23 protein-coding genes are annotated in these 23018 nt (G+C 63.9%); 14 read left to right on the plus strand and 9 right to left on the minus strand.

What is annotated here, in order from left to right:
- Window positions 1-72 precede the first annotated feature (72 nt).
- Both HNE_RS01575 and odhB read left to right on the plus strand, forming a co-directional pair.
- Window positions 73-3081, plus strand: a complete 3009-nt coding sequence (locus HNE_RS01575) for a 2-oxoglutarate dehydrogenase E1 component (RefSeq protein ID WP_011645342.1) — start codon at window positions 73-75, stop codon at window positions 3079-3081.
- A 29-nt stretch (window positions 3082-3110) separates the two neighbouring features.
- Window positions 3111-4661, plus strand: coding sequence for a 2-oxoglutarate dehydrogenase complex dihydrolipoyllysine-residue succinyltransferase (gene odhB, locus HNE_RS01580; RefSeq protein ID WP_011645343.1), 1551 nt, complete (start codon window positions 3111-3113; stop codon window positions 4659-4661).
- Here the strand turns inward: odhB and HNE_RS01585 are convergent.
- Complete coding sequence (locus HNE_RS01585; RefSeq protein ID WP_011645344.1) at window positions 4658-5371, minus strand: class I SAM-dependent methyltransferase; 714 nt, start codon at window positions 5369-5371, stop codon at window positions 4658-4660. The two genes, odhB and HNE_RS01585, sit on opposite strands and share 4 nt — an antisense overlap.
- Before the next feature lie 158 nt (window positions 5372-5529).
- Between HNE_RS01585 and yghU the strand changes: the two genes are divergently transcribed.
- The 3 genes from yghU to HNE_RS01600 all read left to right on the plus strand — a co-directional run bounded on the left by yghU (window position 5530) and on the right by HNE_RS01600 (window position 7819).
- Window positions 5530-6402, plus strand: a complete 873-nt coding sequence (gene yghU, locus HNE_RS01590) for a glutathione-dependent disulfide-bond oxidoreductase (RefSeq protein ID WP_011645345.1) — start codon at window positions 5530-5532, stop codon at window positions 6400-6402.
- A 3-nt stretch (window positions 6403-6405) separates the two neighbouring features.
- The gene (locus HNE_RS01595; protein ID WP_011645346.1) at window positions 6406-7383 is read left to right on the plus strand and encodes a hypothetical protein; all 978 of its coding nucleotides are present in this window, start codon (window positions 6406-6408) and stop codon (window positions 7381-7383) included.
- Window positions 7384-7474: 91 nt separating this feature from the next.
- Window positions 7475-7819 carry a chorismate mutase gene (locus tag HNE_RS01600; protein WP_011645347.1) on the plus strand — a complete coding sequence of 115 codons (345 nt, stop codon included), beginning with the start codon at window positions 7475-7477 and terminating at the stop codon, window positions 7817-7819.
- Here the strand turns inward: HNE_RS01600 and HNE_RS01605 are convergent.
- Entirely contained in the window at window positions 7780-8166 is a 387-nt protein-coding gene (locus HNE_RS01605; RefSeq protein WP_011645348.1) for an Hpt domain-containing protein, read from the minus strand. The genes HNE_RS01600 and HNE_RS01605 overlap by 40 nt on opposite strands.
- Before the next feature lie 170 nt (window positions 8167-8336).
- On the opposite strand from HNE_RS01605, the gene HNE_RS18655 reads away from it, so the two are divergent.
- Together HNE_RS18655 and HNE_RS01610 are read left to right on the plus strand one after the other, a co-directional pair.
- Complete coding sequence (locus HNE_RS18655; RefSeq protein WP_011645349.1) at window positions 8337-8480, plus strand: hypothetical protein; 144 nt, start codon at window positions 8337-8339, stop codon at window positions 8478-8480.
- An 82-nt stretch (window positions 8481-8562) separates the two neighbouring features.
- Window positions 8563-10557 (plus strand): hypothetical protein, encoded by a 1995-nt coding sequence (locus HNE_RS01610; RefSeq protein WP_011645350.1) that lies wholly within the window; start codon window positions 8563-8565, stop codon window positions 10555-10557.
- Between the two features lie 9 nt (window positions 10558-10566).
- On the opposite strand, the gene gcvA is transcribed toward HNE_RS01610, so the two are convergent.
- Window positions 10567-11499, minus strand: coding sequence for a transcriptional regulator GcvA (gene gcvA / locus HNE_RS01615; protein WP_011645351.1), 933 nt, complete (start codon window positions 11497-11499; stop codon window positions 10567-10569).
- 108 nt (window positions 11500-11607) lie between these two features.
- On the opposite strand from gcvA, the gene cysG reads away from it, so the two are divergent.
- Genes cysG through HNE_RS01645 form a run of 6 tightly spaced genes read left to right on the plus strand, consistent with a single transcriptional unit; the run spans window position 11608 to window position 16881 of the window.
- Entirely contained in the window at window positions 11608-13059 is a 1452-nt protein-coding gene (gene cysG / locus HNE_RS01620; protein ID WP_011645352.1) for a siroheme synthase CysG, read from the plus strand.
- On the plus strand, window positions 13056-13379 hold the full coding sequence (locus HNE_RS01625; RefSeq protein WP_011645353.1) for a DUF2849 domain-containing protein: 324 nt from the start codon (window positions 13056-13058) through the stop codon (window positions 13377-13379). Before cysG ends, HNE_RS01625 begins: the two co-directional genes overlap by 4 nt.
- A complete protein-coding gene (locus HNE_RS01630; protein WP_011645354.1) occupies window positions 13379-14002 on the plus strand; it encodes a glutathione S-transferase family protein in 624 nt (207 codons plus the stop codon). Before HNE_RS01625 ends, HNE_RS01630 begins: the two co-directional genes overlap by 1 nt.
- Entirely contained in the window at window positions 14002-15660 is a 1659-nt protein-coding gene (locus tag HNE_RS01635) for a nitrite/sulfite reductase (RefSeq protein ID WP_011645355.1), read from the plus strand. The genes HNE_RS01630 and HNE_RS01635 overlap by 1 nt, the downstream gene beginning before the upstream one ends.
- On the plus strand, window positions 15647-16129 hold the full coding sequence (locus tag HNE_RS01640) for a DUF934 domain-containing protein (RefSeq protein ID WP_011645356.1): 483 nt from the start codon (window positions 15647-15649) through the stop codon (window positions 16127-16129). Before HNE_RS01635 ends, HNE_RS01640 begins: the two co-directional genes overlap by 14 nt.
- Before the next feature lie 17 nt (window positions 16130-16146).
- Complete coding sequence (locus tag HNE_RS01645) at window positions 16147-16881, plus strand: phosphoadenylyl-sulfate reductase (protein ID WP_011645357.1); 735 nt, start codon at window positions 16147-16149, stop codon at window positions 16879-16881.
- 106 nt (window positions 16882-16987) lie between these two features.
- On the opposite strand, the gene HNE_RS01650 is transcribed toward HNE_RS01645, so the two are convergent.
- The 6 genes from HNE_RS01650 to HNE_RS01675 form a co-directional block, all read right to left on the minus strand.
- Entirely contained in the window at window positions 16988-17797 is an 810-nt protein-coding gene (locus tag HNE_RS01650) for a TrmH family RNA methyltransferase (protein WP_011645358.1), read from the minus strand.
- 30 nt (window positions 17798-17827) lie between these two features.
- The gene (locus HNE_RS17720) at window positions 17828-18160 is read right to left on the minus strand and encodes an RcnB family protein (protein WP_011645359.1); all 333 of its coding nucleotides are present in this window, start codon (window positions 18158-18160) and stop codon (window positions 17828-17830) included.
- A 79-nt stretch (window positions 18161-18239) separates the two neighbouring features.
- Window positions 18240-19136, minus strand: coding sequence for an RNA polymerase sigma factor RpoH (gene rpoH, locus HNE_RS01660; protein ID WP_011645360.1), 897 nt, complete (start codon window positions 19134-19136; stop codon window positions 18240-18242).
- A gap of 391 nt (window positions 19137-19527) precedes the next feature.
- Window positions 19528-20670 (minus strand): cell division protein ZapE, encoded by a 1143-nt coding sequence (zapE, locus tag HNE_RS01665; RefSeq protein ID WP_011645361.1) that lies wholly within the window; start codon window positions 20668-20670, stop codon window positions 19528-19530.
- A 15-nt stretch (window positions 20671-20685) separates the two neighbouring features.
- Window positions 20686-21300, minus strand: a complete 615-nt coding sequence (locus HNE_RS01670; RefSeq protein ID WP_011645362.1) for a rhomboid family intramembrane serine protease — start codon at window positions 21298-21300, stop codon at window positions 20686-20688.
- Between the two features lie 107 nt (window positions 21301-21407).
- Complete coding sequence (locus tag HNE_RS01675) at window positions 21408-21848, minus strand: response regulator (protein ID WP_035590782.1); 441 nt, start codon at window positions 21846-21848, stop codon at window positions 21408-21410.
- A gap of 239 nt (window positions 21849-22087) precedes the next feature.
- Between HNE_RS01675 and HNE_RS01680 the strand changes: the two genes are divergently transcribed.
- Window positions 22088-22993 (plus strand): GNAT family N-acetyltransferase, encoded by a 906-nt coding sequence (locus HNE_RS01680; RefSeq protein ID WP_011645365.1) that lies wholly within the window; start codon window positions 22088-22090, stop codon window positions 22991-22993.
- The last annotated feature ends 25 nt before the right edge of the window (window positions 22994-23018 follow it).

The following is a 23018-nucleotide window of genomic DNA, read 5'->3' on the forward strand; positions in this document are numbered from 1 at the left end:
GTAGGGGCAGGGGGTATCGTCCGTCCCTATATCAGTCGCCGGGGGCGGCAACTCTGGAAGGATGGACCTTAGATGGCCGACGATGGCAGCCCGGTGAATGGCCCCCGCAGCACGGGCAATGCGGCAATGCTGGATACTGCGTTTCTCTACGGGGCTTCTGCCCAGTGGCTGGAACAGATGCAGGCGGCTTACGCCAAGAACCCCAATTCTGTGCCCGAAAGCTGGCGCGCCTTCTTTGCCGAACTCGGCGATGAACCGGCTAGCGCCAAGCAGAATGCAGACGGCGCAAGCTGGAAGCGTAAAGACTGGCCCCGTCCGGCCTCAAGCGAGCAGATTGCCGCTTTTGACGGCGACTGGGCCCTGCTCGAACCCAAGATCGAGAAAAAGATAAAGTCGGGTGCCCCCGGCATTGCGGCGGAAGATCTTGGCCGCGCGGTCACCGATTCCATTCGCGCGCTGATGATGATCCGCGCTTACCGGATGCGCGGTCACCTGGCCGCCCAGCTCGACCCGCTCGGCCTCTCCGGCTTTGGCGACCAGCCCGAGCTTGATCCGGCCAGCTATGGCTTTGGCCCGGCGGACATGGACCGCAGCATCTATATCGACGGCTATCTCGGCCTCGATCGTGCCACGCCGGCGCAGATGCTGGACATCCTGCGCCGCACCTATTGCTCGACGCTCGGCATCGAGTTCATGCACATTTCTGATCCTGAAGAAAAATCCTGGCTTCAGGAGCGGATCGAAGGCCCCGACAAGGGCGTTGCCTTCACCCGCGAAGGCAAGATCGCAATCCTGCGCAAGCTGATCGAAGCTGAAGCCTTCGAACGCTTCCTCCACAAGCGCTACCCCGGCACGAAACGTTTCGGTCTGGATGGCGGCGAGGCGGCTGTTCCCGCGCTGGAACAGATCATCAAGCGCGGCGGCGCCCTCGGCGTGAACGAGATCATCGTCGGCATGCCCCACCGCGGCCGTCTCAACATGCTCGCGGCCGTCATGGGCAAGGGCTACGAAAAGATCTTCCACGAATTCCAGGGCGGCTCGACGCAAGGGGCCGGCGAATTCGGCTCGGGCGACGTGAAATACCACCTCGGCGCCTCGTCGGACCGTGAGTTTGACGGCAATGTCGTCCACCTCACCATGAACCCGAACCCGTCTCACCTTGAAGCGGTGAACCCGGTTGTGCTCGGCCGCACGCGCGCCAAGCAGTTCATGGAATCGCGCGAGACCGGCAAGCTCGACCGCTCCCATAAGATGCCGCTGCTTTTGCACGGGGACGCGGCCTTTGCGGGGCAGGGCGTCGTGGCGGAATGTTTCGCGCTGTCGGGCCTTCAGGGCTACCGCACAGGCGGAACCATCCACTTCATCGTCAACAACCAGATCGGCTTCACTACCAGCCCGATGTATTCGCGCTCCTCGCCGTATCCCTCGGATGTGGCGCTCATGGTGCAGGCGCCGATCTTCCATGTGAACGGCGATGACCCTGAAGCGGTTGTCTATGCCGCCAAGGTCGCCACCGAATACCGCCAGAAGTTTGCAAAAGATGTCGTCATCGACATGTTCTGCTACCGCCGCTTCGGCCACAATGAGGGCGATGATCCGACGATGACCCAGCCGGTCATGTACCGCGTCATCAAGGAACGTCCGTCTACGCGCGAAATCTATGCGCAGCGCCTCGTCGCCGAGGGCCTGCTGACGGCCGCTGAGGTCGAAACACAGGTGAAGGAGTTCGAGGACTTCCTCGACCGCGCCTTCGATGCGGGCAAGACACTGAAAACCAACAAGGCCGATTGGCTGGAAGGCCAATGGTCGGGCTTCGGCCTGCCGCTGGACGATGACCGGCGCGGCAAGACCGGCGTTTCCAAAACGCGTTTGAAGGAACTCGGTGACGCGATCACCGCCATTCCTGAAAACGTGGACGCGCACAAGACGGTGGAGCGCGTGCTCGCCCGCCGCCGCGAAAGCTACGAAACCGGCAAGGAAATCGACTGGGGCGGCGCAGAACATCTCGCCTTCGCCAGCCTTGTGGATGAAGGTTTCCCGGTGCGCCTCTCCGGCCAGGATTCCGGGCGCGGCACGTTCGTGCAGCGCCACAGCCATATCGTCGACCAGACGACCGGCGACCGGATCACGCTGCTCAACCAGATCCGCGAAGGCCAGGCGCCTTATGAAGTGATCGACTCGCTCCTCTCCGAGGAAGCCGTGCTCGGTTATGAATATGGCTACTCGCTGACCGATCCAAATACGCTCACCTGCTGGGAAGCCCAGTTCGGCGACTTCGCCAACGGCGCGCAGGTCTATTATGACCAGTTCATTTCCTCGGCCGAGCGTAAATGGCTGCGCATGTCGGGCCTCGTGATGCTTCTGCCGCATGGCTATGAAGGTCAGGGCCCGGAGCATTCCTCCGCCCGCCTTGAGCGCTTCCTGCAGATGTGCGCGGAAGACAACATGCAGGTGTGCAACCTGACGACGCCGGCAAACTATTTCCACGCCCTGCGCCGCCAGATCCATCGCGAGTTCCGCAAACCGTTGGTCATCATGACGCCCAAATCGCTGCTGCGCCACAAGCTGGCCACCTCGACACTGGACGACATGAACACCAAGTCGACCTTCCACCGCATCCTCTGGGACGACGCCGAAACGCCCGGCCGCGAAGGCAAGGTGAAGCTCGCCAAGGACAACAAGGTCCGCCGCGTCGTGCTGTGTTCGGGCAAGGTCTATTACGACCTCTTCGAAGCGCGCGAAGCCTCCGGCCAGGACGATGTTTACCTCCTGCGCGTCGAGCAGTTCTACCCGGTGCCACGCAAGTCGCTGATCACCGAGCTGAAGCGCTTCCCGCAGGCAGAGCTTGTCTGGTGCCAGGAAGAGCCCCGCAATATGGGCGGCTGGACCTTCATCCGTGACGAGATCGAATGGTGCGCGGCTCAGGCAGGCTACAAACAGCCGCGCCCGAAATATGCCGGCCGTCCGCCCTCGGCGGCGACCGCAACGGGCCTCCTGTCCAAGCACCAGGCCGAACAGGCCAACCTTCTCAAGACAGCCCTCTCGCCCGACCCGGTCGATGACCGGATCGTTTCTCCCTGATAATCCATAAGAAGAGACGGACACGACACATGACAGACATTGTTGTTCCCACACTCGGCGAAAGCGTTACCGAAGCCACCGTCGGCCAATGGCTGAAATCGGCCGGCGACGCGGTGAAGAAGGACGAAGTCCTCGTCGAACTTGAAACCGACAAGGTTTCCGTCGAGGTTTCGGCCTCTGAAGACGGCGTCCTGTCGGAAATCGTGGCCAAGGAAGGCGACACTGTGGACATCGGCGCGCTGCTCGGCCGCCTGAACGCCAATGGCGCGGCCAAGCCTGCACCCGCCAAGGAAGCCCCGAAGGCTGAAGCCAAGGCAGAGCCGAAAGCGGAACCCAAAGCGGCCGAAGCCAAGCCGGCGGCCTCGTCCGGCGGCGGTGCGTCCACGGACGTAAAAGTCCCCGTGATGGGCGAAAGCGTTGCCGAAGGCACGATCGCCAACTTCGCCAAGAAGGTCGGCGAGAGCGTCAAGAAAGACGAGACCATCGCCGAGATCGAAACCGACAAGGTGGCGCTGGAAGTTCCAGCCCCCGCAGACGGCGTGATCCTCGAATGGCTGGTCAAGGAAGGCGATTCCGTGACCCCCGGTTCCGTCATTGCACGGATTGGCGCCTCGGGCGCGGCCCCTGCAAAAGCTGCCGAAGCGCCCGCGAAAGCCGAAGCGCCCAAAGCCGCCGCCCAGCCAGCAGCCACCGGCGATCGCCCCGTTTCCCCATCGGTCCGCCGCATTTCCACCGAAGCCGGCGTCAGCGCGTCTGATATTCCCGGCACCGGCCGCGATGGCCGCGCCACCAAGGCGGATGCCTTGGCCTACGTCAACCAACCGAAAGCAAGCGCCTCGACCATGCCCGACACCGCCGCAAAACCACCGCGCGAAACCGGCCCCCGTGAAGAACGTGTACGGATGACGCGTCTGCGTCAGACCATCGCCCGCCGCCTGAAGGAAGCTCAGGACACGGCCGCGATGCTGACCACGTTCAACGATGTCGACATGTCGGCGATCATGGATCTGCGCAAGCAGCACCAGGACGCCTTCGTCGCCAAGCACGGCATCAAGCTCGGCTTCATGAGCTTCTTCGTGAAGGCGTGCGTCAACGCGCTGAAGGAAGTTCCTGCCGTCAACGCCGAGATCGATGGCCAGGACGTCATCTACAAGAACTATTATGACATCGGCGTGGCCGTCGGCACCGAGAAGGGCCTTGTTGTGCCCGTCGTGCGCGACGCAGACGATCTCTCGCTGGCCGGCATCGAGAAAGCCATCGCGGCGCTGGGCAAGAAAGCCCGTGACGGCGATCTCACCATCGGCGACATGCAGGGCGGCACCTTCACCATCTCGAACGGCGGCATCTATGGCTCGCTGATGTCGACCCCGATCCTCAATCCGCCGCAGTCCGGCGTGCTCGGTATGCACCGTATAGAGGACAAGCCGATCGTCCGTAACGGCCAGATCGTCATCAAGCCGATGATGTATCTTGCGCTGAGCTATGACCACCGCATCGTTGACGGCAAGGAAGCGGTTACCTTCCTCGTTCGTGTCAAGGAAGCGCTGGAAGATCCTGAGCGGATGCTGCTCGAAGTCTAACTCTGCTTCCGGGTGAACCATCCCCGGATCATCAGAGACTGAAAGAACGGAACGGGCTGATCGAAGCGGGCTGCTTTGATCAGCTCTTCCACTTTCTGGGGCGGGTGCGCGGCCACATCGCGCCCGAACATTTCCGGAAACGTCTTGCGGCCTTCTTCGGGCATTCCCGACAGCGCGTAAAAGCCGAGCCAGGCTTCCATCAGGTCCGGGAAGGTTGCCGCTGTCATGTCGGCCGCAATGTCGGCGTTCACGAACACTGCGCCCGGTTTCAGGCGCGCGGAAATCTCGTTGAAATAACGCTGGCGTTCGTCCGTATCCGTAATGAAATGCGACACCAGAAATGAAGTGGCCGCGTCAAACGGGGCAGGGGCGTTCAGGCTCTCCATATAGCCCACATGGAAGGTGCACCGATCTGTGACGCCCGCCGCGTCCGTCCGCCGGCGCGCCACCTTCAGCATCGCCTCTGACGGATCAAGCAGCGTGAACTGCCAGCCGGGAAATACGCTGGCGAGATAAAGCGCTTCAGCGCCCGTGCCCGCCCCGGCGCAGAGGATGCGCGCGTCCGCGGGCAGGCCGGCCATCACAATGCGCGTCACCAGATGCAGATTGTCCATGAAAGGCCGGCCCATCTGGAACTGGGTGTCATAGGCTTCCGCGCGCGCTTCATCGAAGGCGATCAGACTGGAGGAAGAGGCGCTGGAAACAGACATCAAGAAACTCCGATTGTTACGAGAAAGACTGCCCGGATAATTCAAGCAAGCGCTCTGCGCAAGGGTGGTTTTCCGGCCGGACGCTTTGCGCCTTGTAAAATGCGGTTTAAGTCAAACCTTAAGACGGCAAAATGGCTCTCACCTCGAAGGAAACGCTCATGTCAGATTCTGATTACATCCCGCCCAAGGTCTGGACCTGGAACAAGGATGCGGGCGGGCGCTTCGCCAACATCAACCGGCCCATTGCGGGCCCGACGCAGGAAAAAGCGCTGCCCGTCGGCAAGCATCCCCTGCAGCTCTATTCGCTGGGCACGCCCAACGGGGTCAAAGTCACGGTCATGCTGGAGGAGCTTCTGGCGCTGGGCTATTCGGGCGCAGAATATGATGCCTGGCTGATCAATATCGGGCAGGGGGATCAGTTCACCTCCGGCTTCGTCGACATCAACCCCAACTCGAAAATCCCCGCGCTGCTCGACCGGTCGGTCGATTCCGGCGTGCGCGTGTTCGAGTCCGGCGCCATCCTGATGTACCTCGCCGAGAAGTTCGGCGCCTTCCTGCCCAAATCCCAGCCCAAGCGCGCCGAAGCGCTCAGCTGGCTGTTCTGGCAGATGGGCTCGGCGCCTTTCCTCGGTGGCGGCTTTGGCCACTTCTACGCCTACGCCCCGGTGAAGATCCAATACGCCATCGACCGCTATGCGATGGAAACCAAGCGCCAGATGGACGTGCTCGACCGCCACCTCGCAATCCACGAATACATGGCCGGCGACGAATACACGATTGCCGACATGGCCATCTGGCCATGGTACGGCGCCCTCGCGCAGGGCGTCCTCTATGAGGCCGGCGAATTCCTGGAGGTCGATAGCTACAAGAACGTCCAGCGCTGGACGACGCAGATCGCCGACCGCCCCGCCGTCAAGCGTGGCCGGATGGTCAACCGCACTTTCGGCAAGCCCGAGAGCCAGCTTCTGGAGCGTCACGATGCCAGCGACTTCGACACGAAGACGCAGGACAAGCTTCAGCCAGGTAGCTGACGCGTGCTCGGGCTGTTCGGGAAAAAGAAAGCCGGGTTTGATCTCACCGAAGGCAACCGCCATGTGATGCCGGGCCTTGCCCTGCTCGAAGCGGGCGACGGGGAGGGGCTCGGCGCCCTCTATGCCGGCCTTGCGCCGGCTGACCGGCTGCATTTTGCCGATGGGCTGGGCCAGGTCTCGCAGATCGGCGCGCCGCTTCCGGACTTGACCAGCCATCCGTCGATGTATGCGCTGGCCGGCGGGCTCCACTATGTCTGGGCCCACCGGCTGCGCGGCTTTGCCACCGCTGACCGCACGAGTGACGATCAGGTGATGGACATGGCCGAGATGGCGGCGGTCTCTGAAGACCTGCTCGATGCCGCGGCCGAGACCACGCCCGGCGACAGCGCGCTTCACGGTTTCCGGTTTCGCGCGATGATGCTTACCGGCGCGCGGCCGGGCGAGTTTGAGGCCATCACCGGCGATCTGCGTGCCAGTGGCGAGGCCAATGTGCTCGCCGAGCTGGCGCGGATGAATTTCCTCGCGCCCAAATGGCATGGCAGTGTCGATGAGATGCACGCGGCCGCCGAAAGCGCGATGGCCGGCGCGCCCAATGCGTCATTCCTCGCTTTGAAAGCCCGGGCCTGGATCGAGGAGTGGCTCTACCAGACCGCCATGAACGACGATCCGGCCGAGATTGCCGCCTTTCGCGACAGGGTGAAGTCGGAAGCGTTAAAGGCAGAAGTGGCCGAACTGGACGACCGTTTCCGGCAGGAGTTCACACAAGGCCCCGAGCTGTCCTTTGCGGAGGCCGGCTTTGCCCACAATAATTTCGCCGTCCTGATGACGCTGTTCAAGGACAAGGTCCGCCTGAAGCCGCATCTCTCCGCCATTGGCAGCGCCGCCTTCCAGACGCCGTGGGGCTATATCGCCGGGCGCAATGTGCCCGGCATGATCGCGCGGCTGCGTGCCGATACCGGGCTGCCGAAGCTCAAGGGCTGAAAAGCCCTCTCGAGGCTGCGGCGCAGCGCCCCGTTCCCTTGCGGGACGGCCAATGCCCATATAGGGCAGGGCGAAAGAGCTGAGAGGCCGCATGACGACCTATACTTCCGACGCGCGCAAGCACACGTCTGACACCGCCGAGACGATGGCCGACGTGCGCTATGAGATCGACCGGATCGACCGGCTGCTGGTTGAGATCCTCGCCGAGCGGCAATCCTTCATGAATGCCGCCGCCCGCATCAAGGGCCCGCGCGCTGCCGTGCATGACCGCGCGCGGATCGAGGATGTCGTCGCCAAGGTGAAGGCCGAATGCCCCAAACACGGCCTGTCGCTGGCGATTGCCGAGCCTGTCTGGCGTGCCCTGATAGACCGGTGCATCGCCTATGAATTTGAAAGCTATGACGCGCTGCGCGTTCCCGGCGAGGCAAGCTCGTAAGCCGCGCGGGCAGCCGCTTCCAGCGTCTCGCCCAGCGCGTCCTTGACGTCTCCAAGCAGCACCGAGGCATGCGCCGGGCTGGGCGGGGCCTCTGACCGTCCGGCTTTTTCCGCCTTCTCGCAGGCGGCCGCCAGTTTCAGCGCGCCAATGCCGAGGCTTGCCCCCTTCAGCGTGTGCGCTGCGTCGGCCCATTGCCGGGCCTCGCTGCGCGGATCGAGCATCCGCGACCAGAGCTGCGCCTGTTCCCGGAAGATACCGAGCACTTCCAGCGACAATTCCGTATCGCCCCCGGTCATCGCGGACAGGTGATCAAGATCGAGAACGGGAAGGGGGCTGTCGGCGGGCATCGGGGGCTCCTGTAGGCGACCGGAAGCCTGCGGCGGTGCGGTTAGCACGGCGTTAACCGGCGGGCAGTGGAAAATTCTTTCAATCCGGCCAGATTGCCGGGACGGTCTGTTTCTGCTAAAGGGCAGCTTAAGGGACAAACCGGCCCTCGGGGCCTCTGGATTTTACGATCATGACCGAATTTCTGATTCTCGTCCGCAATCTGGTGCTGGCCGCAATCTTCGCTCTGATCGGGATGGAGTTTGCCCCGTCGAGCCCTGAATCGGCTCCCGATGAGCAGCGTGACGCATCGGTAACCCTCTCGAGCGTGGCCTGACTCGAAAAAACAGGGCACTAGCCCTCACCCCGCGTGCGAATCAGCACTCGCAGGAAACTGCAAGGCGCGTTATACACATCCCATGACGGAAGCCCCTTCTGCGCGCCGGTATGGCCGGGATGACCTCGTCCGGCACGAGGCCTCGCAGAATTTTGAAACAGCGCAACATGGCGGCGGCTGGATGGTCACTCTCGCTTTTGTATCGGCATTTCTCTGGCTCGCGGGCCTCGCAGCGGCCCTGATCGGTCTCGGCGGGATCGCGTTTCTCAGCCAGTATCATCCCGCCCTCCTCGTTGCCGTCGGCATCGCGGCGCTGATCCCCGCCCTCCTGATTGTCGCGGCCGGCTATATGGCGCGCGCCAGCCGCCGGTCTGCGGCTGCCAATGCGCTGGTGCTGGAAGCCGCTTCCCGTCTGATGTCCCCGGCCCGTGAAGCGGGCAGCGAAGGCATCACCTTTGCCGAGCAGATGAAACAGTCCGCTTCGGAAATCGACCATGCGATGGCCCACGCCCTCTCGGCCATGAAAGCCATGGCCGGCGAGATCGGCGACGAGCGGCTGCGCCTTGAGTCTGTCTCCTACGCCGCCGCGGATAACGCGCGCGATCTGGCCGAACGTCTGGGGGAGGAGCGTCACGCCCTCGAAACCCTCGCCCGCGATCTGCGCGCCCAGGTTACCGCGATGAGCGACGCCATCCCGCGCCAGGCTCAGCTGATGATTACCGCCGCCCGCACGGCCAGCGAAGAAGTGGGCCGGGCCGACGCCGCGCTGGAGCAGCGCCTGATCGCCATGCACGAAACCGGCGAAGAGCTCAGCCGGCGGATGGAATCTCTCGACGACCTCGCCCGCGACGCGTCCGGGCGCACCGAGGCGCTGACCTTCTCGATCAGCCGGGTGGAAGACAAACTCGAACACTCCCGCCGCACGGTGGACGCCGCCGTCCGTGCCAGCGAAGTGGCCGCCGCCGCTGCCGCCACCACAGGCGACGCGCTGAAGAACGCGGTCTCGTCTGCCATTGATGGCGCCCGCCAGGCCAATGCCGAAATCAACGCCTCCACCCGCGCCGCAGCCGAAGAAGCCGCGCGCTCGCTCGGCAGGCTGCGCGAAACCGGCGAGCAGGCCGCTTACGCCCTGCGCGCTGCCGGCCTCGCCGCCCGCCTTGAAAGCGAAGCGCTCGACCGTCTGGCCGGGCCTTACATGCCCGCAGGCTCGGCCGCAGCGTCTGCGCCCCTGACGCCGCCCGCCGCGCGCACGCCCATCTCCGCGCCCCAGCAGCCCCAGCCCTATCAGGCCCACACCGCCTCACCGGCCCAGCCTTACCAGAACGGCCACAGCCAGTCCCGGCCCTCCGCCTACGGAAATGGCGCGATGTCGCCGCCGGCATCTGCGCCAAAGCAGAGCCTGGACGACGACCTTTTCGAAGCCAGCGCCGAAGCGATGATCGCCGCTGCGCGTGGCCATGAGGATCATGACATCCTCGAAGACGGACCCGTCGTCCTCGGCCGTCCCACGCCGCCATCGCGTGAGCGCGAGCCCGATCATCCGCCTGCGGCCAGCCTGCGCCGCCGCCATGATGACAGCGCGCCGGAAACTCCGCGCCGCCGCGCCTCCGATTATGCCGCGCCCCAGCCCGAACCCCAGCCCCGCGCCACCAACGGGGCCAATGGCGCAAACGGCAGTGGCCCCGCGCCCTGGCGCGAGATCATCTCCGACATCAGCAAGGATCAGGCGCCGCCTCAGGCCGACCGCGAGTCCATTGCCGAAGCGGTGGTTGAGCGCCTTCAGAATTCCGGCATCCCGCTGTCCGATGCGCTCAAGCCCAAGGCCAAGCGCCGTATCGCCGAGGCTGCCCAGCGCGGCGAGAAGGATCGCCACGCGGCGACCATCGAGCAGGGCGGCAAGCAGTTTGACCGCGTCGTCCAGCGCCTGCGCGGCGATCCGCGCCTGATGGACATGGCCAAACAGTTCGTCCGCTTCGAGCGCGCCGATGCCCTGGCTGCGCTTGAGCAGACCCAGAGCACCAGCCGCAATGCCAGCCCGCGCCTTGCTGCTTTCCTGTTGCTGGACGCTGCCCTCTAGGCTGCGGGTCTAAACGCCGACCACTTCGCTGCTGGCCGCTTCGTCCTTGATCCATTTGATGAAGGCGCGCACTTCCGGCGAGAGGTGACGCCCCTTCGGCCAGACGAGCCAATAACCAAAATCAATCGGGATCGATCCATTGGCAAACGGCGCCACGAGGCGCCCGGCTTCCAGATCGGCAGCCGCAATCGCCTGCTTGGCCAGCGCGACACCCCGCCCGGCCGCGGCCGACTCGATGACCAGGATGCCCTGATTGAAGCGCGGCCCCCGGCTGCCCTCCACGCCGGTCACGCCATGTGCGCGCAGCCAGCTTGTCCAGTCCGGGCAGGAGGGGTCGTTTTCCGAGCTTTCATCATGCAGCAGCGTATGATGGCGCAGGTCTTCGGGCTTCAGGATGGCGTTCGGCCCTTCCAGCAGGCGCGGCGCGCAGACGGGCAGTACCGTCTCATCCATCAGCTTTTCCGATTTCAGCCCGTCATAATTGCCCCGCCCATAGCGGATGGCGATGTCGGCGTCCGCGGTGTTGAAATCGGTCAGCGACATGTCGGCCGAAATCCAGGCCTCGATGCCTTCATTCTGCTGCTGAAACCGCTCCAGGCGCGGCGCCAGCCATTTTGCGGCAAACGAGGGCGCTGACGAGATCATCACCCGCCCCTTGCGGGCAGGGGCCTGCATCACGCGGCCCGCCTCGGCGATCCGCTCAAACGCCTCGCGCACCAGCGGCAGGCTCGCCTGCGCGGCGTCGGTCAGCAGAACGGAACGCCCCGTACGCTTGAACAGCGGCGTCCCGGCAAAGTCCTCCAGCTGGCGGATCTGCTGCGAAATTGCGCCGGGTGTGACATTCAGCTCCTCGGCCGCCTGGGTGAACGACAGGCGGCGTGCAGCCGCCTCGAAGGCGCGCAGGGCGTTGAGCGGGGGCAGGCGATCGGAGGAGTCAGACATGGATAGTTTCTCTAAATGATCGCTGTAGGGGTTGCCCGTTGCGCCTGAGGCGTCAAGGAGGTTTTGTATATGCGTCCCTGTAGTGTCTCTAATAAGAAAGTTGCGCCCATGCGCCAGTTCCCGGCCTTCTTTAACCTCGAAGGTGCCCGGATCGTCGTCTTTGGCGGCGGTGAAGAGGCCGCGCGAAAGCTGCGCCTGTTTAACGATTCCGGCGCAGATGCCGTGCTTGTGGGCGGCTTTGAGGACGTGGCGCTCGCCGCAGAATTCGCCCGCCGCGCAGAGACCGTGGCACGGGCTGACATGGCCCGCGCGCTGGACGGCGCCCGCCTCGTCATTATCGCCGAAGAAGATGCAGGCCACCGCGCCCGCGCCCTCGCCGCCGTCCGCGCCCGCAACATTCCCGTCAATGTCGTCGATCAGCCCGAAGACTGCGATTTCACCGTCCCCTCCATTCTTGATCGCGGCGAGATTGTCGCCGCCATCGGCTCGGGCGGGGCTGCGCCTGTGCTCGCCAAATCCATCCGCGCCAAGCTCGAAGCCCTGCTGCCCCAGCGCGTCGGCGATCTCGCCGCGCTCGCCCGCTCGCTGCGCGGCTTTGTGGCCGAAGCAATTCCAGAGAAAACCGCCCGCCGCCGCTATTGGGAGCGCGCCTTTGCCGGCCCCGCCGCCGAGGCCGCCTATGCCGGAGACCTTGAGCGCGCCGAAGCCCTCCTGCGCCAGCAGGCCCGCCTCACCGGCCGCGCGCGCGGCGTGGTGCACATTGTCGGCGCTGGTCCCGGCGATCCGGAGCTTCTGACCCTCAAGGCCCTCCGCCTCATTCAGGAAGCGGACGTCGTCTATTACGACCGCCTCGTCAGCCCGGAGATCATCTCCCTCATCCGCCGCGATGCTACCCGCGTGCCGGTCGGCAAATCAAAGGGCGATCATTCCGTCCCGCAGACCGAAATCCATGCCCGCCTTGTCGCCTCGGCGCAGGAAGGCCTGCGCGTCGTGCGCCTCAAGGGCGGCGACCCGTTCATCTTCGGCCGGGGCGGGGAAGAGCTGGAAGCCGTCCGCGCTGAAGGCATCGAAGTTCACGTCGTGCCCGGCATTTCCTCGGCGCTCGGCTGCGCGGCCTCGGCCGGCGTCCCGCTCACCCACCGCGACCATGCCCAGACGCTCACCTTCGTCACCGGCCATGCCAAGGAAGGTGGCGTACCAGATCTTGACTGGCCCGCCCTCGCGCGCCCGGCCCAGACGGTCGTTGTCTTCATGGGCGTTGATACCGCGCCTGTCATCGCCGAGAAACTTGTCGCTGCGGGCCGCGCCCCGGAAACGCCCGTCGCCGTAATCGAGAATGGCACGCGCGCCGATGAACTGCGTGTCTTCGGCACGCTCGCCGAACTGCCCTTCCTCGTGGAAGAAGAAGGCATCCGCGGCCCCGCGCTCCTCATCATCGGTGAGGTTGCGGGCCTCCCCGCAGAGCAGGGCCGCATCGCCTCCATCGTCACTGAAGCGTCGGGTTTCGCCTGGTTTGGCGCCGATGCCCGCCGGCCAGATTTCAAGGAGTCCGCCGCATGACCTCCGTCCGCCCAAAGCTCAAGCCTGAAGTCCCCAAATCCGTCACCGCCTGGGAAACCGCCACCGGCCGCACCGTCTGGCTGAAGGCCGATGGATCGTGGACGGAAGATGTGACCCAGCTCGGCGTGTTCACCGGTGAAGATGCCGAAGAACGCCTCGCCGCCGCCGCCCGTCAGGAAGGTCGCGTGACAGATCCCTATTTCATGGAAGTCACCGCCGATGGCCAGATCACCGGCCGCGAGACGCTGCGCGAATCCCTGCGCGCGCACTTCTCCGAGGGCGGGTTAGACGGGGCAATGAGCGAGCAGGAAACGGCCTGATGTCTGCCTCACACTATGGCGGGTTTACGCTTTACGGAGACCCCGTCTCCGGCAACTGCCTCAAGCCCAGATGGACCGCTGACCTCCTCGGCATCCCCTACACATGGGTGGATGTGGACGTGGTGAAGGGCGAAACGCGCACGCCGCAATTTCTCGCCATGAACCCCGCCGGCCAGGTGCCCTTGGCGCGCTGGCCCGATGGCCGCACGCTGCCCCAGTCCAACGCCATCATGCTCTATCTCGCTGAAGGCTCAAGCCTTCTCCCAAGCGATGCCTTCGCCCGCGCCGAAGCGCTCAGCTGGCTCTTCTGGGAACAGTATTCCCATGAAACCGCCATCGCCGTGCGCCGTTTCCAGAAACACTATCTGAAGAAATCCGACACCGAGATCGACCCGGCGCTTCTGGTGCGCGGCAACAATGCCCTCGGCGTGATGGAGCAGCGCCTCACGGGCCGCGACTGGTTTGCCGGCGGCGCGCTCTCGGTCGCAGATATTGCCCTTGTCGCCTATACGCGCGTAGCGCATGAGGGCGGCTTCGATATTCGACTTTACCCGGCAGTCGCGCGCTGGGTTTCCCGCACTGAAGATGCGCTGGGCGTCCCCCATGCGCAGGAGTTTGTCTGATGTATCGTTATGACCAATTCGACGCCCGCATTGTTGCCGAGCGTGTCGCCCAGTTCCGGGGGCAGGTGGCCCGCCGCCTGTCCGGTGAGCTGCTGGAGGACGAGTTCAAGCCGCTGCGCCTGCAGAACGGCGTCTACCTCCAGCTCCACGCCTATATGCTGCGCATCGCCATCCCCTATGGCCAGCTCAGCCCCGTGCAGCTCCGCCGCCTGGCAGAAGTCGCGCGCGACTATGACCGCGGCTTTGGCCACTTCACCACCCGCCAGAACATCCAGTTCAACTGGGTCGCCCTGAAAGACATCCCGGACGTTCTGGAAAAGCTCGCCGAAGTCGAGATGCACGCCATCCAGACCTCGGGCAACTGTATCCGCAATACGACCACGGATCATTTCGCCGGCGCCGCGCAGGACGAAGTTTTCGATCCGCGTCCCTGGTGCGAGATCATCCGCCAGTGGTCCACTTTCCATCCCGAATTCGCGTTCCTGCCGCGCAAGTTCAAGATCGCGGTCACCGCCGCCGAGCATGACCGCGCCGCCATCCGCGTGCACGATGTCGGCCTCCACATCCGCCAGAAGGATGGCGTCACCGGTTTTGAAGTCTGGGTCGGCGGCGGGCAGGGGCGCACGCCCGTCATCGCCACGCTGGTCAATCCCTTCGTGCCCGAAAGCCAGATCCTCGATTATCTCGAAGCCATCATGCGCGTCTATAACCGCTATGGCCGGCGCGATAACAAATACAAAGCCCGCATCAAGATCCTCGTCACTGAGCTCGGTGATGCCGAATACATCCGCCAGGTCGAGGAAGAATTCGCCGCCCAGCGCGCGCATGAAAAGATCGACATGCCCGCAGACGAAATCGCGCGCATACACGCCTATTTCGCCCCGCCGCAACTGGCTGAAAAGCCCGCCGTCTCCCGGACGCTGGAATTGGCCACCGCCGCAGACCCCGCCTTTGCCCGCTGGGTACGGATCAATCTCCATCCTCATAAAGTGCCCGGCTACGCGTCCGTCACGGTCAGCCTGAAGCCGATCGGCATTGCGCCGGGCGACGCCACCGACACGCAGATGGAACTCGTCGCAGACCTCGCTGAAAAGTTCGGCCATGGCGACATCCGCGTCAGCCATGCGCAAAACCTGATCCTGCCGCATGTCGCCCTCGACGACCTGCCGGAAATCTACGCCGCCCTCCACGCCGCCGGCCTCTCGGCCGCAAATGAGAGCCGCATCACCGACATGATCGTCTGTCCGGGCCTGGACTATTGCAACCTCGCCAACGCCCGCTCGATCCCGGTTTCGCTGGAAGTGCAGAAACTCTTCGCCGACCCGGCATATGAGGAAGACATCGGCCGCCTGCACATCAACGTCTCGGGCTGCATCAATGCCTGCGGCCACCACCATGTCGGCCATATCGGCATCCTCGGCGTCGACAAGAAGGGCGAGGAATTCTACCAAATCCTGCTCGGCGGGCGCGCGGACGAGAAAGCCGCCCTCGGCAATATCGTCGGCCCCGGCCTGAAGGCAGAAGAGGTGCCCGGCGCCATTCACCGCGTCGTGGAATATTACCGCGCCCAGCGCACCTCAAAGGACGAAAAGTTCATCGACACGCTGGAACGCCTCGGCCACCAGCCCTTCCAGGAGGCGCTCTATGCCGCTGATTAAGAACGGCGCCGAGACCGCCAATGACTGGACCTTCGTGGCCGATGGCGCAGACTTGCCGGAAACCGGCAAGTTTTCGGTCACTCTGGGGCGCTTTCTCGCCCTTAAACAGGGCCAGGAAAACGGCCCGCTGCCCGATGGCGTGCGCCTTGCCCCGGCGGACAAGGCCGAAGATCTGGAGCCCTATCTCTCCGAGCTGTCCCTGATCGAGGTCGATTTCCCCCGCTACACAGACGGGCGCGGCTTCAGCCATGCCCAGCTGATCCGCCGCCGCTACGGCTATTCCGGCGAATTGCGGGCGGTCGGCCATGTCTTAAGGGATCAGATATTCTACATGCACCGTTCAGGGTTCGATGCTTACGAGACGGCCCGCGCTGGCCTATCTGAAGTACTGGAAGCATTGAGCGAATATAGCGTGGCCTATCAGCCCGCTGCCGATAGTTCTCTCCCCGCCTTCCGCAGACGTAGCTGACCCCAGGAAGACGGCCCATGGCCTTTGAAACCGACACATTCGAGGAGCCCAAAGACCGGCTCGCGCGCCTTAACGGAGAACTCCGGAATGCGTCCGCGCAGGAAATCCTCCGCGCCGCCATTTCCCGCGAATGGCCCGGCGGGCTCACCTATGTGTCCAGTTTCGGCGCCGAAAGCGTCGTCATGCTCGCCCTCATCGCTGAGGTCGATCCCTCCCTGCCAATCGTCTTCATCGACACCGGCATGCATTTCCCTCAGACGCTGGACTATAAAGACGAGGTCATCGAACGCCTCGGCCTCACCGGCGTGCGCAATATCACGCCCAGCGAGACTGAGCGCAAAGTGCTCGACCCCAAGAACATGCTCTGGAAAACCGATGCCGACGCCTGCTGCGCCCTGCGCAAGGTGCGCCCGCTGGAGCCGGCGCTGGAGGGCTTCGGCGCCTGGGTCACGGGCCGTAAACGCTTCCATGGCGGCGTCCGGATGAGCCTGCCGGTGTTTGAATTTGCCGATGGCCGCTACAAGGTGAACCCGCTCGCCAACTGGACGCAAGGCGACGTGGACGCCTATCTCGAAGAGAAAAACCTGCCCCGCCACCCGCTGGTCTCGCAAGGCTATCCTTCGATCGGCTGCTGGCCCTGCACCCAGCCTGCCGCAGACCCCAACGACCCCCGTTCGGGCCGCTGGGTCGGCCAGGAAAAGTCCGAATGCGGACTGCACGTCGAACGCAATGAACGGCCACGGGTTTTCTGATTATTGCTCGCGGCTGTTGCTGAGCCCTTCGGGCTCAGCGCCGCTGCGCCTTGCTTGTGGGGCGCTCCGCGTTTGAGCTCATCCTGAAGGATAGAGCAGGCTTGCGTCACCCCCGCGCCGCAAACACATGCGCCAGCGCAATCGCCGCCGCCGTGGCGACATTCACGCTGTCAAACCCTTCCGTCATCGCAATGCGCACAGGCCGCGCCCGCGCGATCATCTCCGCCGGCAGGCCCGGCCCTTCGGCCCCCATCAGCAGCGCCACCCGCTCCGGCACTTTCAGCGAGGGCAGGGGCGCGGCGTCGCTGCGCGGGGTCAGCGCCCACACCTCATGGCCTGCCGCCTCCGCCGCCGCAATCAGATCCGCCCCCGTGCCGCCCTGGCTGAAGGGCAGCCACAGCGCCGCCCCGGAAGAAACCCGGATCGCCTTGCGGTAAAGCGGATCGCAGGACGCCGCATCGAGCAGCACAGCGTCCGCCCCAAACGCTGCCGCATTGCGAAAACACGCCCCCACATTGTCATGGTTGGAAAGCTCCGACAGGATCAGCGCGGTTGAAGGGCCGTCCTTGGGCAGAACATTTTGAGGGGAAAGGGCAGCGCCCTTCCGCCCACACGCCAGCACGCCCCGGTGCATCGGAAATCCCGCCACTGCGTCCATCACGCCCTGCGCTGCCACATATACCGGCACGCCTTCGGGCACCTCTGACAAAATCCCCGCCAGCGGTGCCAGCCGCGTCTCGCACAGGAACAGGCTCTCCACCTCAAACCGGCTGCGCGCCAGCAGCGTCTCCAGCGTCACCTTGCCTTCGACGATGAAGCGTCCGCCATGGCCGCCCGTCAGATCGCGCTCGCGAATGGAGACATACGCCTCCACGCGCGGATCATTGGCGTCATGTATGGGAATAATCTCGGGCATGGCCTCCCATGCCCTGCCTTCGGCGCCGCATCAATCCAGCAGCACGCCAATCATCGCCTGCGCAATCAGCCCGCTGGCCACTTCGACAAGATAGGCATCCTCATCAACGCGCACCCACTGATACCCCGCCGGGGCAGGGCGCAGATCATAGCGGTCCCAGTCGGAAAAGCGCCCATCGCGGTATTCAGGCGGCAGGTGCTGGCCCTTGCCCCACATTTTCTTGGCATGGCCGGGCGGTATCTTGCCCTGTTTGGCCAGGCCCGGCGGCAGGTCATGCCCGCGATGATGCGGGGGATCGGCAAACGCAAACGTGCCCGCGCCCAGCGCGGCAGCCAAAACGGGAATAACGATCTTGAATGACATGGCCTTGGCCCTCCTACCTGTTCCAGACCAACGCCGGAGCAGGAGGGAGGTTCCAGGGGAAGGCGGCTAAGCCAAAGGATCAGGCCCCCATAGGGAGGCCCTGTTCCTTGGCCATGCGCTTCATCGCCTTCTGCAGCTTTTCAAACGCGCGCACTTCAATCTGCCGGATACGCTCGCGGCTGACATTATACTGCTCGGAAAGCTCTTCCAGCGTCTTGGGCTCGTCCACCAGGCGCCGCTCGGTCAGGATGTGGCGCTCACGCTCGGAAAGGTCTTCCATCGCCTGCGTCAGCAGGGTCATGCGTGCGTCAAGTTCCTGGCTGTTGGCGAAGGTTTCGGCTGTGCCCGGCTCGTCATCGGCCAGCCAGTCCTGCCATTCCATATCGCCATCGGTGCCCATCGGCACGTTCAGCGAGGCGTCCGAACCGCTCATGCGTCCGTTCATCGAATAAACTTCGGTCTCGGTCACATTCAGCTTCTCGGCGATCAGGCGGGCCTGTTCGGGTTTCAGGTCGCCTTCCTCCAGCGCCTGCATTTCGCCCTTCAGGCGGCGCAGGTTGAAGAACAGCTTCTTCTGGGCCGCCGTGGTGCCAAGTTTCACAAGGCTCCAGCTGCGCAGGATGTATTCCTGGATCGCGGCGCGAATCCACCACATCGCATAGGTCGCGAGGCGGAAGCCCTTGTCGGGGTCGAATTTCTTCACGGCCTGCATCAGGCCCACATTGCCCTCTGAGATAACCTCGGCCATCGGCAGGCCATAGCCGCGATAGCCCATCGCAATCTTCGCCACGAGGCGCAGGTGCGAGGTCACCATCTTCTCGGCCGCTTCGGTGTCTTCATGCTCGTGCCACCGGCGGGCCAGCATGAATTCCTCATTCTTCTCGAGCATCGGGAATTTGCGGATTTCGCTCAGATAGCGGCTCATGCCCTGTTCGGGGCTTAGCGCGACCGAGCTTTTTGCGTTCGCATTCGCCATGTTCAGTCCTCCTGTTCGGAACCGGCCCCCTCTTCGGGCGGCCTGCTCCTGTCTTTAGAGCTCACCTGGAGCTTAGCCCCGCTCAGCGGCAGCGTCGTCACCGGGCGTGCGCAATTCACTCATCGCGCAGATGCATAAATAGGAATTGAGGCAGGCGTGTGGAAGAGGGGCCGGCGCGGGTTTCCGGCCGGGTCACGTCTCTGTGTTGTTAAGGTCCGGTAACACCGATCGGGCCGGTCCCTGAAAAGGGATGTAAGCGCCCCGCCCAGGCGTGCAAGCCCATGACCCGCAGTGTCCCGAACTGTCCTGAAATGTCCCGATTCGTCCCAAACGTGTCCCGGCATGTCCGCCGATTGGCACCGGTTTGACCGCCCGGTGACCCAAATTGTCCTTAATTTTCAGACAGGTTGTCCAGATCGATCTCTTCGCGCGCCTGGGCGAGATAATCTTTCGACCGCATCTCGAAAAGCCGGCTCGCCGTCCGCTCGAACTCGAACGATCCATCGCCCTCGGGGTACAGCGCGCCGGGCTCTGCCGCCGCGCTGGCCACCAGCTTCACCTTGGCTTCGTAGAGCGCGTCGATCAGTCCGGTAAAGCGCATCGCCTCGTTCCGCTTGTCCGGCGAGAGCAGGGGAATGCCCTCCAGCATCACCGTATGAAACGTGCCGGCTATGGCCAGATAGTCGATCGGCCCCAGTGGCCGCGCGCACAGCTCCTCAAAGGTAAACCGCGCCACCCCGGCCGCTTCCCGGTTCACTTCCAGCTTGCGCCCCTTCACCGTCAGCAGGCAGTGCTGGGGCTCTGCCCCCAGCGTCAGCCGGTCCCAGGCCCGGTCCATCGCTGCAGCGCTCTCTGCCCCCAGCGGGGCATACCAGACCGGCGCCTCCACCAGCCGGTCGAGCCGGTAATCGCGCGCCGATACCAGCTCCAGAACCTCGCAGCGCTCTTTCAACTCCTTGATAAAGGGCAGGAAAAGCTGGCGGTTGATGCCGTCCTTGTAGAGCGCGTCCGGATGGCGGTTGGACGTGGCCACCACCGTCACGCCTCGCTGGAACAGCTGGTCAAACAGCCGCCCCAGGACCATCGCATCGGCAATCTGGGACACCTGAAACTCATCAAAGCACAGCAGCTTCGCCTCGGCCGCAATCTGCTTGGCCACCGGCGGGATCGGGTCATCCCCGGCAGATTTCACCCGCCAGTCCGAGCGCTTCTTTTCCTGATCGGTCATCTTCCGCCAGACATCGAGGCGCTCGTGCACCTGCGCCATGAACTCATGGAAGTGTACGCGGCGTTTGGGCTTTGTCGCCGCCTGCGCAAAGAACAGGTCCATCAGCATCGACTTGCCCCGGCCAACCCCGCCCCAGAGGTAAACCCCGCGCACCGGCTCAGGCTTTGAAAACCAGCCCGGCTTGGGCTGATTGGCGAGGCGCTCGGCCAGCCCGTCGAGCAGGTCGGCTGCTTCCAGCTGAACGGGATCAACCGTCAGCGCGCCGCTGGCCACCTTCGCCTCATACTTCGCGCGCACACCCGCCATTGCCCTGATCCTGCCTCAGCCGAACTTCTCGGCGATCTGCGCCATGAAGGAGGTCCACACCCGCGGTTCCACCAGCAGCGTCGTCACAACGCCCACCACTGCGCCACCCAGATGCGCCTCATGCCCGATAATCCGGTTGGCGCGCTGGGACAGCACATAGCTCAGCACCACAAAGCCCACGCCAAACACAATCCCCCACATCGGAATAATGAACAGAAACAGCAGCATGGAGAAGGGCGCGATCATGCAGAAGGCCAAAATGATGCCGGACAAGGCGCCCGACGCGCCTGCCGCTCGGTAATCCGGATTATCCCGGTTCCACCAATAGGCCCACACGCTGCCCCCGATCAGGGAGGCCAGATAGATGATCAGGAAGTTCACCCCGCCCAGCACATGCTCGATCACCGGCCCGAACATGTAGAGGCCATACATGTTGAGGAAGAGGTGGGGCCCGTTCACATGCAGGAAGCCCGAACTGATCAGCCGGTGCCACTCGCCCCGGTCTTTCATCGGGCCGACCCAGAGGATGTTCTGATTATTGAATGGCGCGCTGCGGAAGGCGATCAGGCTGGCAATCACATTCAGAATGATCAGCGACAGCGAGGCCGGGTAGGAAAAGATGTCAGCCATGGCGGGTTAGTCTTTCCCTGAGAATACAAAGCCGCCCGAAGCAGCTTCGGGCGGCTTAGCAAGGGGGAGCGGGGGGCGGCAAGCGCCCAAGCCCGTCATGGGCCATGTCAGGCGGCGCGAATCGCCGGGCGGGCGCCCGCAGCCGGCATCAGTTCCAGCAGGAAATCCTCGAAGGATTCAGGGCGCTGGATGAAGCGGTTGAAGTTCAGCCCGGCCTTGAAAACAGCCTGGGTGTGAATGTTCGCGCCGCAGCGGGCGGCAGAGGCCACCACATCGTCGCGTTCCGGGCGGGAGGAGGCAACCGCAATGCGGTGCTTGCCCATATTGGCAACCCGCGCGACAGCCATGTCCACATCATCGCCCGTTTCGGGCAGCTGAAGATCGACGATCACGAGATCAAAGCGCTCAAGGCGCAGGCGGCGCTCAGCGGCCAGCAGGCCTTCCGCCATAACAAGATCCACCGGAATACGCGCGCGCGCAGCCTTGTCGGCTGCATGCGCCAGCATCGTACGCACCGGCTCATGATCTTCGATCCAAAGCACCTTCATTAAACTCAACCCTTTGAAAGTTTTGAATGTGGCCGGGGAAAGAGGTGTTAAGCCGCTGCCCGTCTGAGTTCACAATGCCACGCGCATCTTGCGTCTTGGTAAAGCGAAACTTTCCGAAGTATTGAAATTGCGATGGATTTCAGGGTTTGCGCCAGAAAAGCGCGCTGGCTTCCTGTTTTCCGGCTCGCGCCCTATGCTCAGCAGCGAATCCATAGGGGCGTAAGGAAGCGCGCGATTTCATGACAGACGAGCCTGCAGCTCATCCCGTCCCGTCTCAGGCCTTATCGGCTTTCCTGCCCGATGAAGAGCGCCGCGACGCGCATATCGTGGACGTGCTGATCGAGGAGCGCTGCCCCCGCCTGCGCGCCAGCGCCGCCTGGCCGGTCGCCCGTCCGCTGCTTTACACGCTGCTCGGCTATGGCAAGGCCCGCCGCATGGCCGATGAACTCGTGCAACTCACGGGCCGGGAAAGCTTTGACCGGCTCTCGCGGCAGCTCGCCTTCAACATCTCCGTCGATGGGCTGGACCGCCTGCCAGAGACAGGCCGCTGCATTGTCGCCGCCAACCATCCAACAGGCCTGGCTGATGGGGTCGCCGTCTGGGATCTCCTGAAGCAGAAGCGGCAAGACATCATCTTCTTCGCCAATGCCGACGCCATCCGGGTTAACCCCCGTTTCGAGGATGTCATCATCCCGGTCGAATGGGTGGCAGAGAAGCGCTCCCCGGCCAAGACGCGCGAAACCCTCAAACGCGCCGCCGCCGCCTTCGCCGAAGAAAAATGCGTCGTCATCTTTCCCTCCGGTCGGCTTGCGCGAAGGGAAGGGGGCCAGATGGTAGAGAAAGACTGGTTCCCAACCGTAATAGGCCTTGCCCGCAAGCAGGCCGCCCCGATCATTCCGCTCAATCTCGATGCCCGCAACTCCGAGCTCTTTTACCTTTTGTCCAAGCTCTCCGGCGAGCTGCGCGACATCACCCTCTTCAATGAGCTCCTCAACAAGCGGGGTTCGAAATTCCGGATGACCTTCGGAGAAACGATCCCGGCGGGCGATCTCGCCGGGGACCCCGTAGCGCTCACCGAAGCACTCAAAAGCCACGTTGCCTACGCCCTTCTGGAAGACCGGGACGCCCGCTTCCGCCCGGTATAAACCGGGCCACGGCGCCGCGTTCACA

The organism is Hyphomonas neptunium ATCC 15444, from assembly GCF_000013025.1.
GTDB lineage: Bacteria > Pseudomonadota > Alphaproteobacteria > Caulobacterales > Hyphomonadaceae > Hyphomonas > Hyphomonas neptunia.

Bases quoted from the DNA above. Each gene is read 5' to 3' on its own strand.
- rpoH (WP_011645360.1), bottom strand. From the start codon at position 19,136: ATGGCGAATGCGAACGCAAAAAGCTCGGTCGCGCTAAGCCCCGAACAG.
- HNE_RS01645 (WP_011645357.1), top strand. From the start codon at position 16,147: ATGGCCTTTGAAACCGACACATTCGAGGAGCCCAAAGACCGGCTCGCG.
- zapE (WP_011645361.1), bottom strand. From the start codon at position 20,670: ATGGCGGGTGTGCGCGCGAAGTATGAGGCGAAGGTGGCCAGCGGCGCG.
- odhB (WP_011645343.1), top strand. From the start codon at position 3,111: ATGACAGACATTGTTGTTCCCACACTCGGCGAAAGCGTTACCGAAGCC.
- yghU (WP_011645345.1), top strand. From the start codon at position 5,530: ATGTCAGATTCTGATTACATCCCGCCCAAGGTCTGGACCTGGAACAAG.
- HNE_RS01575 (WP_011645342.1), top strand. From the start codon at position 73: ATGGCCGACGATGGCAGCCCGGTGAATGGCCCCCGCAGCACGGGCAAT.
- HNE_RS01640 (WP_011645356.1), top strand. From the start codon at position 15,647: ATGCCGCTGATTAAGAACGGCGCCGAGACCGCCAATGACTGGACCTTC.
- HNE_RS01630 (WP_011645354.1), top strand. From the start codon at position 13,379: ATGTCTGCCTCACACTATGGCGGGTTTACGCTTTACGGAGACCCCGTC.
- HNE_RS01600 (WP_011645347.1), top strand. From the start codon at position 7,475: ATGACGACCTATACTTCCGACGCGCGCAAGCACACGTCTGACACCGCC.
- HNE_RS18655 (WP_011645349.1), top strand. From the start codon at position 8,337: ATGACCGAATTTCTGATTCTCGTCCGCAATCTGGTGCTGGCCGCAATC.
- HNE_RS01605 (WP_011645348.1), bottom strand. From the start codon at position 8,166: ATGCCCGCCGACAGCCCCCTTCCCGTTCTCGATCTTGATCACCTGTCC.
- gcvA (WP_011645351.1), bottom strand. From the start codon at position 11,499: ATGTCTGACTCCTCCGATCGCCTGCCCCCGCTCAACGCCCTGCGCGCC.
- cysG (WP_011645352.1), top strand. From the start codon at position 11,608: ATGCGCCAGTTCCCGGCCTTCTTTAACCTCGAAGGTGCCCGGATCGTC.
- HNE_RS01675 (WP_035590782.1), bottom strand. From the start codon at position 21,848: ATGAAGGTGCTTTGGATCGAAGATCATGAGCCGGTGCGTACGATGCTG.
- HNE_RS01625 (WP_011645353.1), top strand. From the start codon at position 13,056: ATGACCTCCGTCCGCCCAAAGCTCAAGCCTGAAGTCCCCAAATCCGTC.
- HNE_RS01585 (WP_011645344.1), bottom strand. From the start codon at position 5,371: ATGTCTGTTTCCAGCGCCTCTTCCTCCAGTCTGATCGCCTTCGATGAA.
- HNE_RS17720 (WP_011645359.1), bottom strand. From the start codon at position 18,160: ATGTCATTCAAGATCGTTATTCCCGTTTTGGCTGCCGCGCTGGGCGCG.
- HNE_RS01635 (WP_011645355.1), top strand. From the start codon at position 14,002: ATGTATCGTTATGACCAATTCGACGCCCGCATTGTTGCCGAGCGTGTC.
- HNE_RS01610 (WP_011645350.1), top strand. From the start codon at position 8,563: ATGACGGAAGCCCCTTCTGCGCGCCGGTATGGCCGGGATGACCTCGTC.
- HNE_RS01680 (WP_011645365.1), top strand. From the start codon at position 22,088: ATGACAGACGAGCCTGCAGCTCATCCCGTCCCGTCTCAGGCCTTATCG.
- HNE_RS01650 (WP_011645358.1), bottom strand. From the start codon at position 17,797: ATGCCCGAGATTATTCCCATACATGACGCCAATGATCCGCGCGTGGAG.
- HNE_RS01670 (WP_011645362.1), bottom strand. From the start codon at position 21,300: ATGGCTGACATCTTTTCCTACCCGGCCTCGCTGTCGCTGATCATTCTG.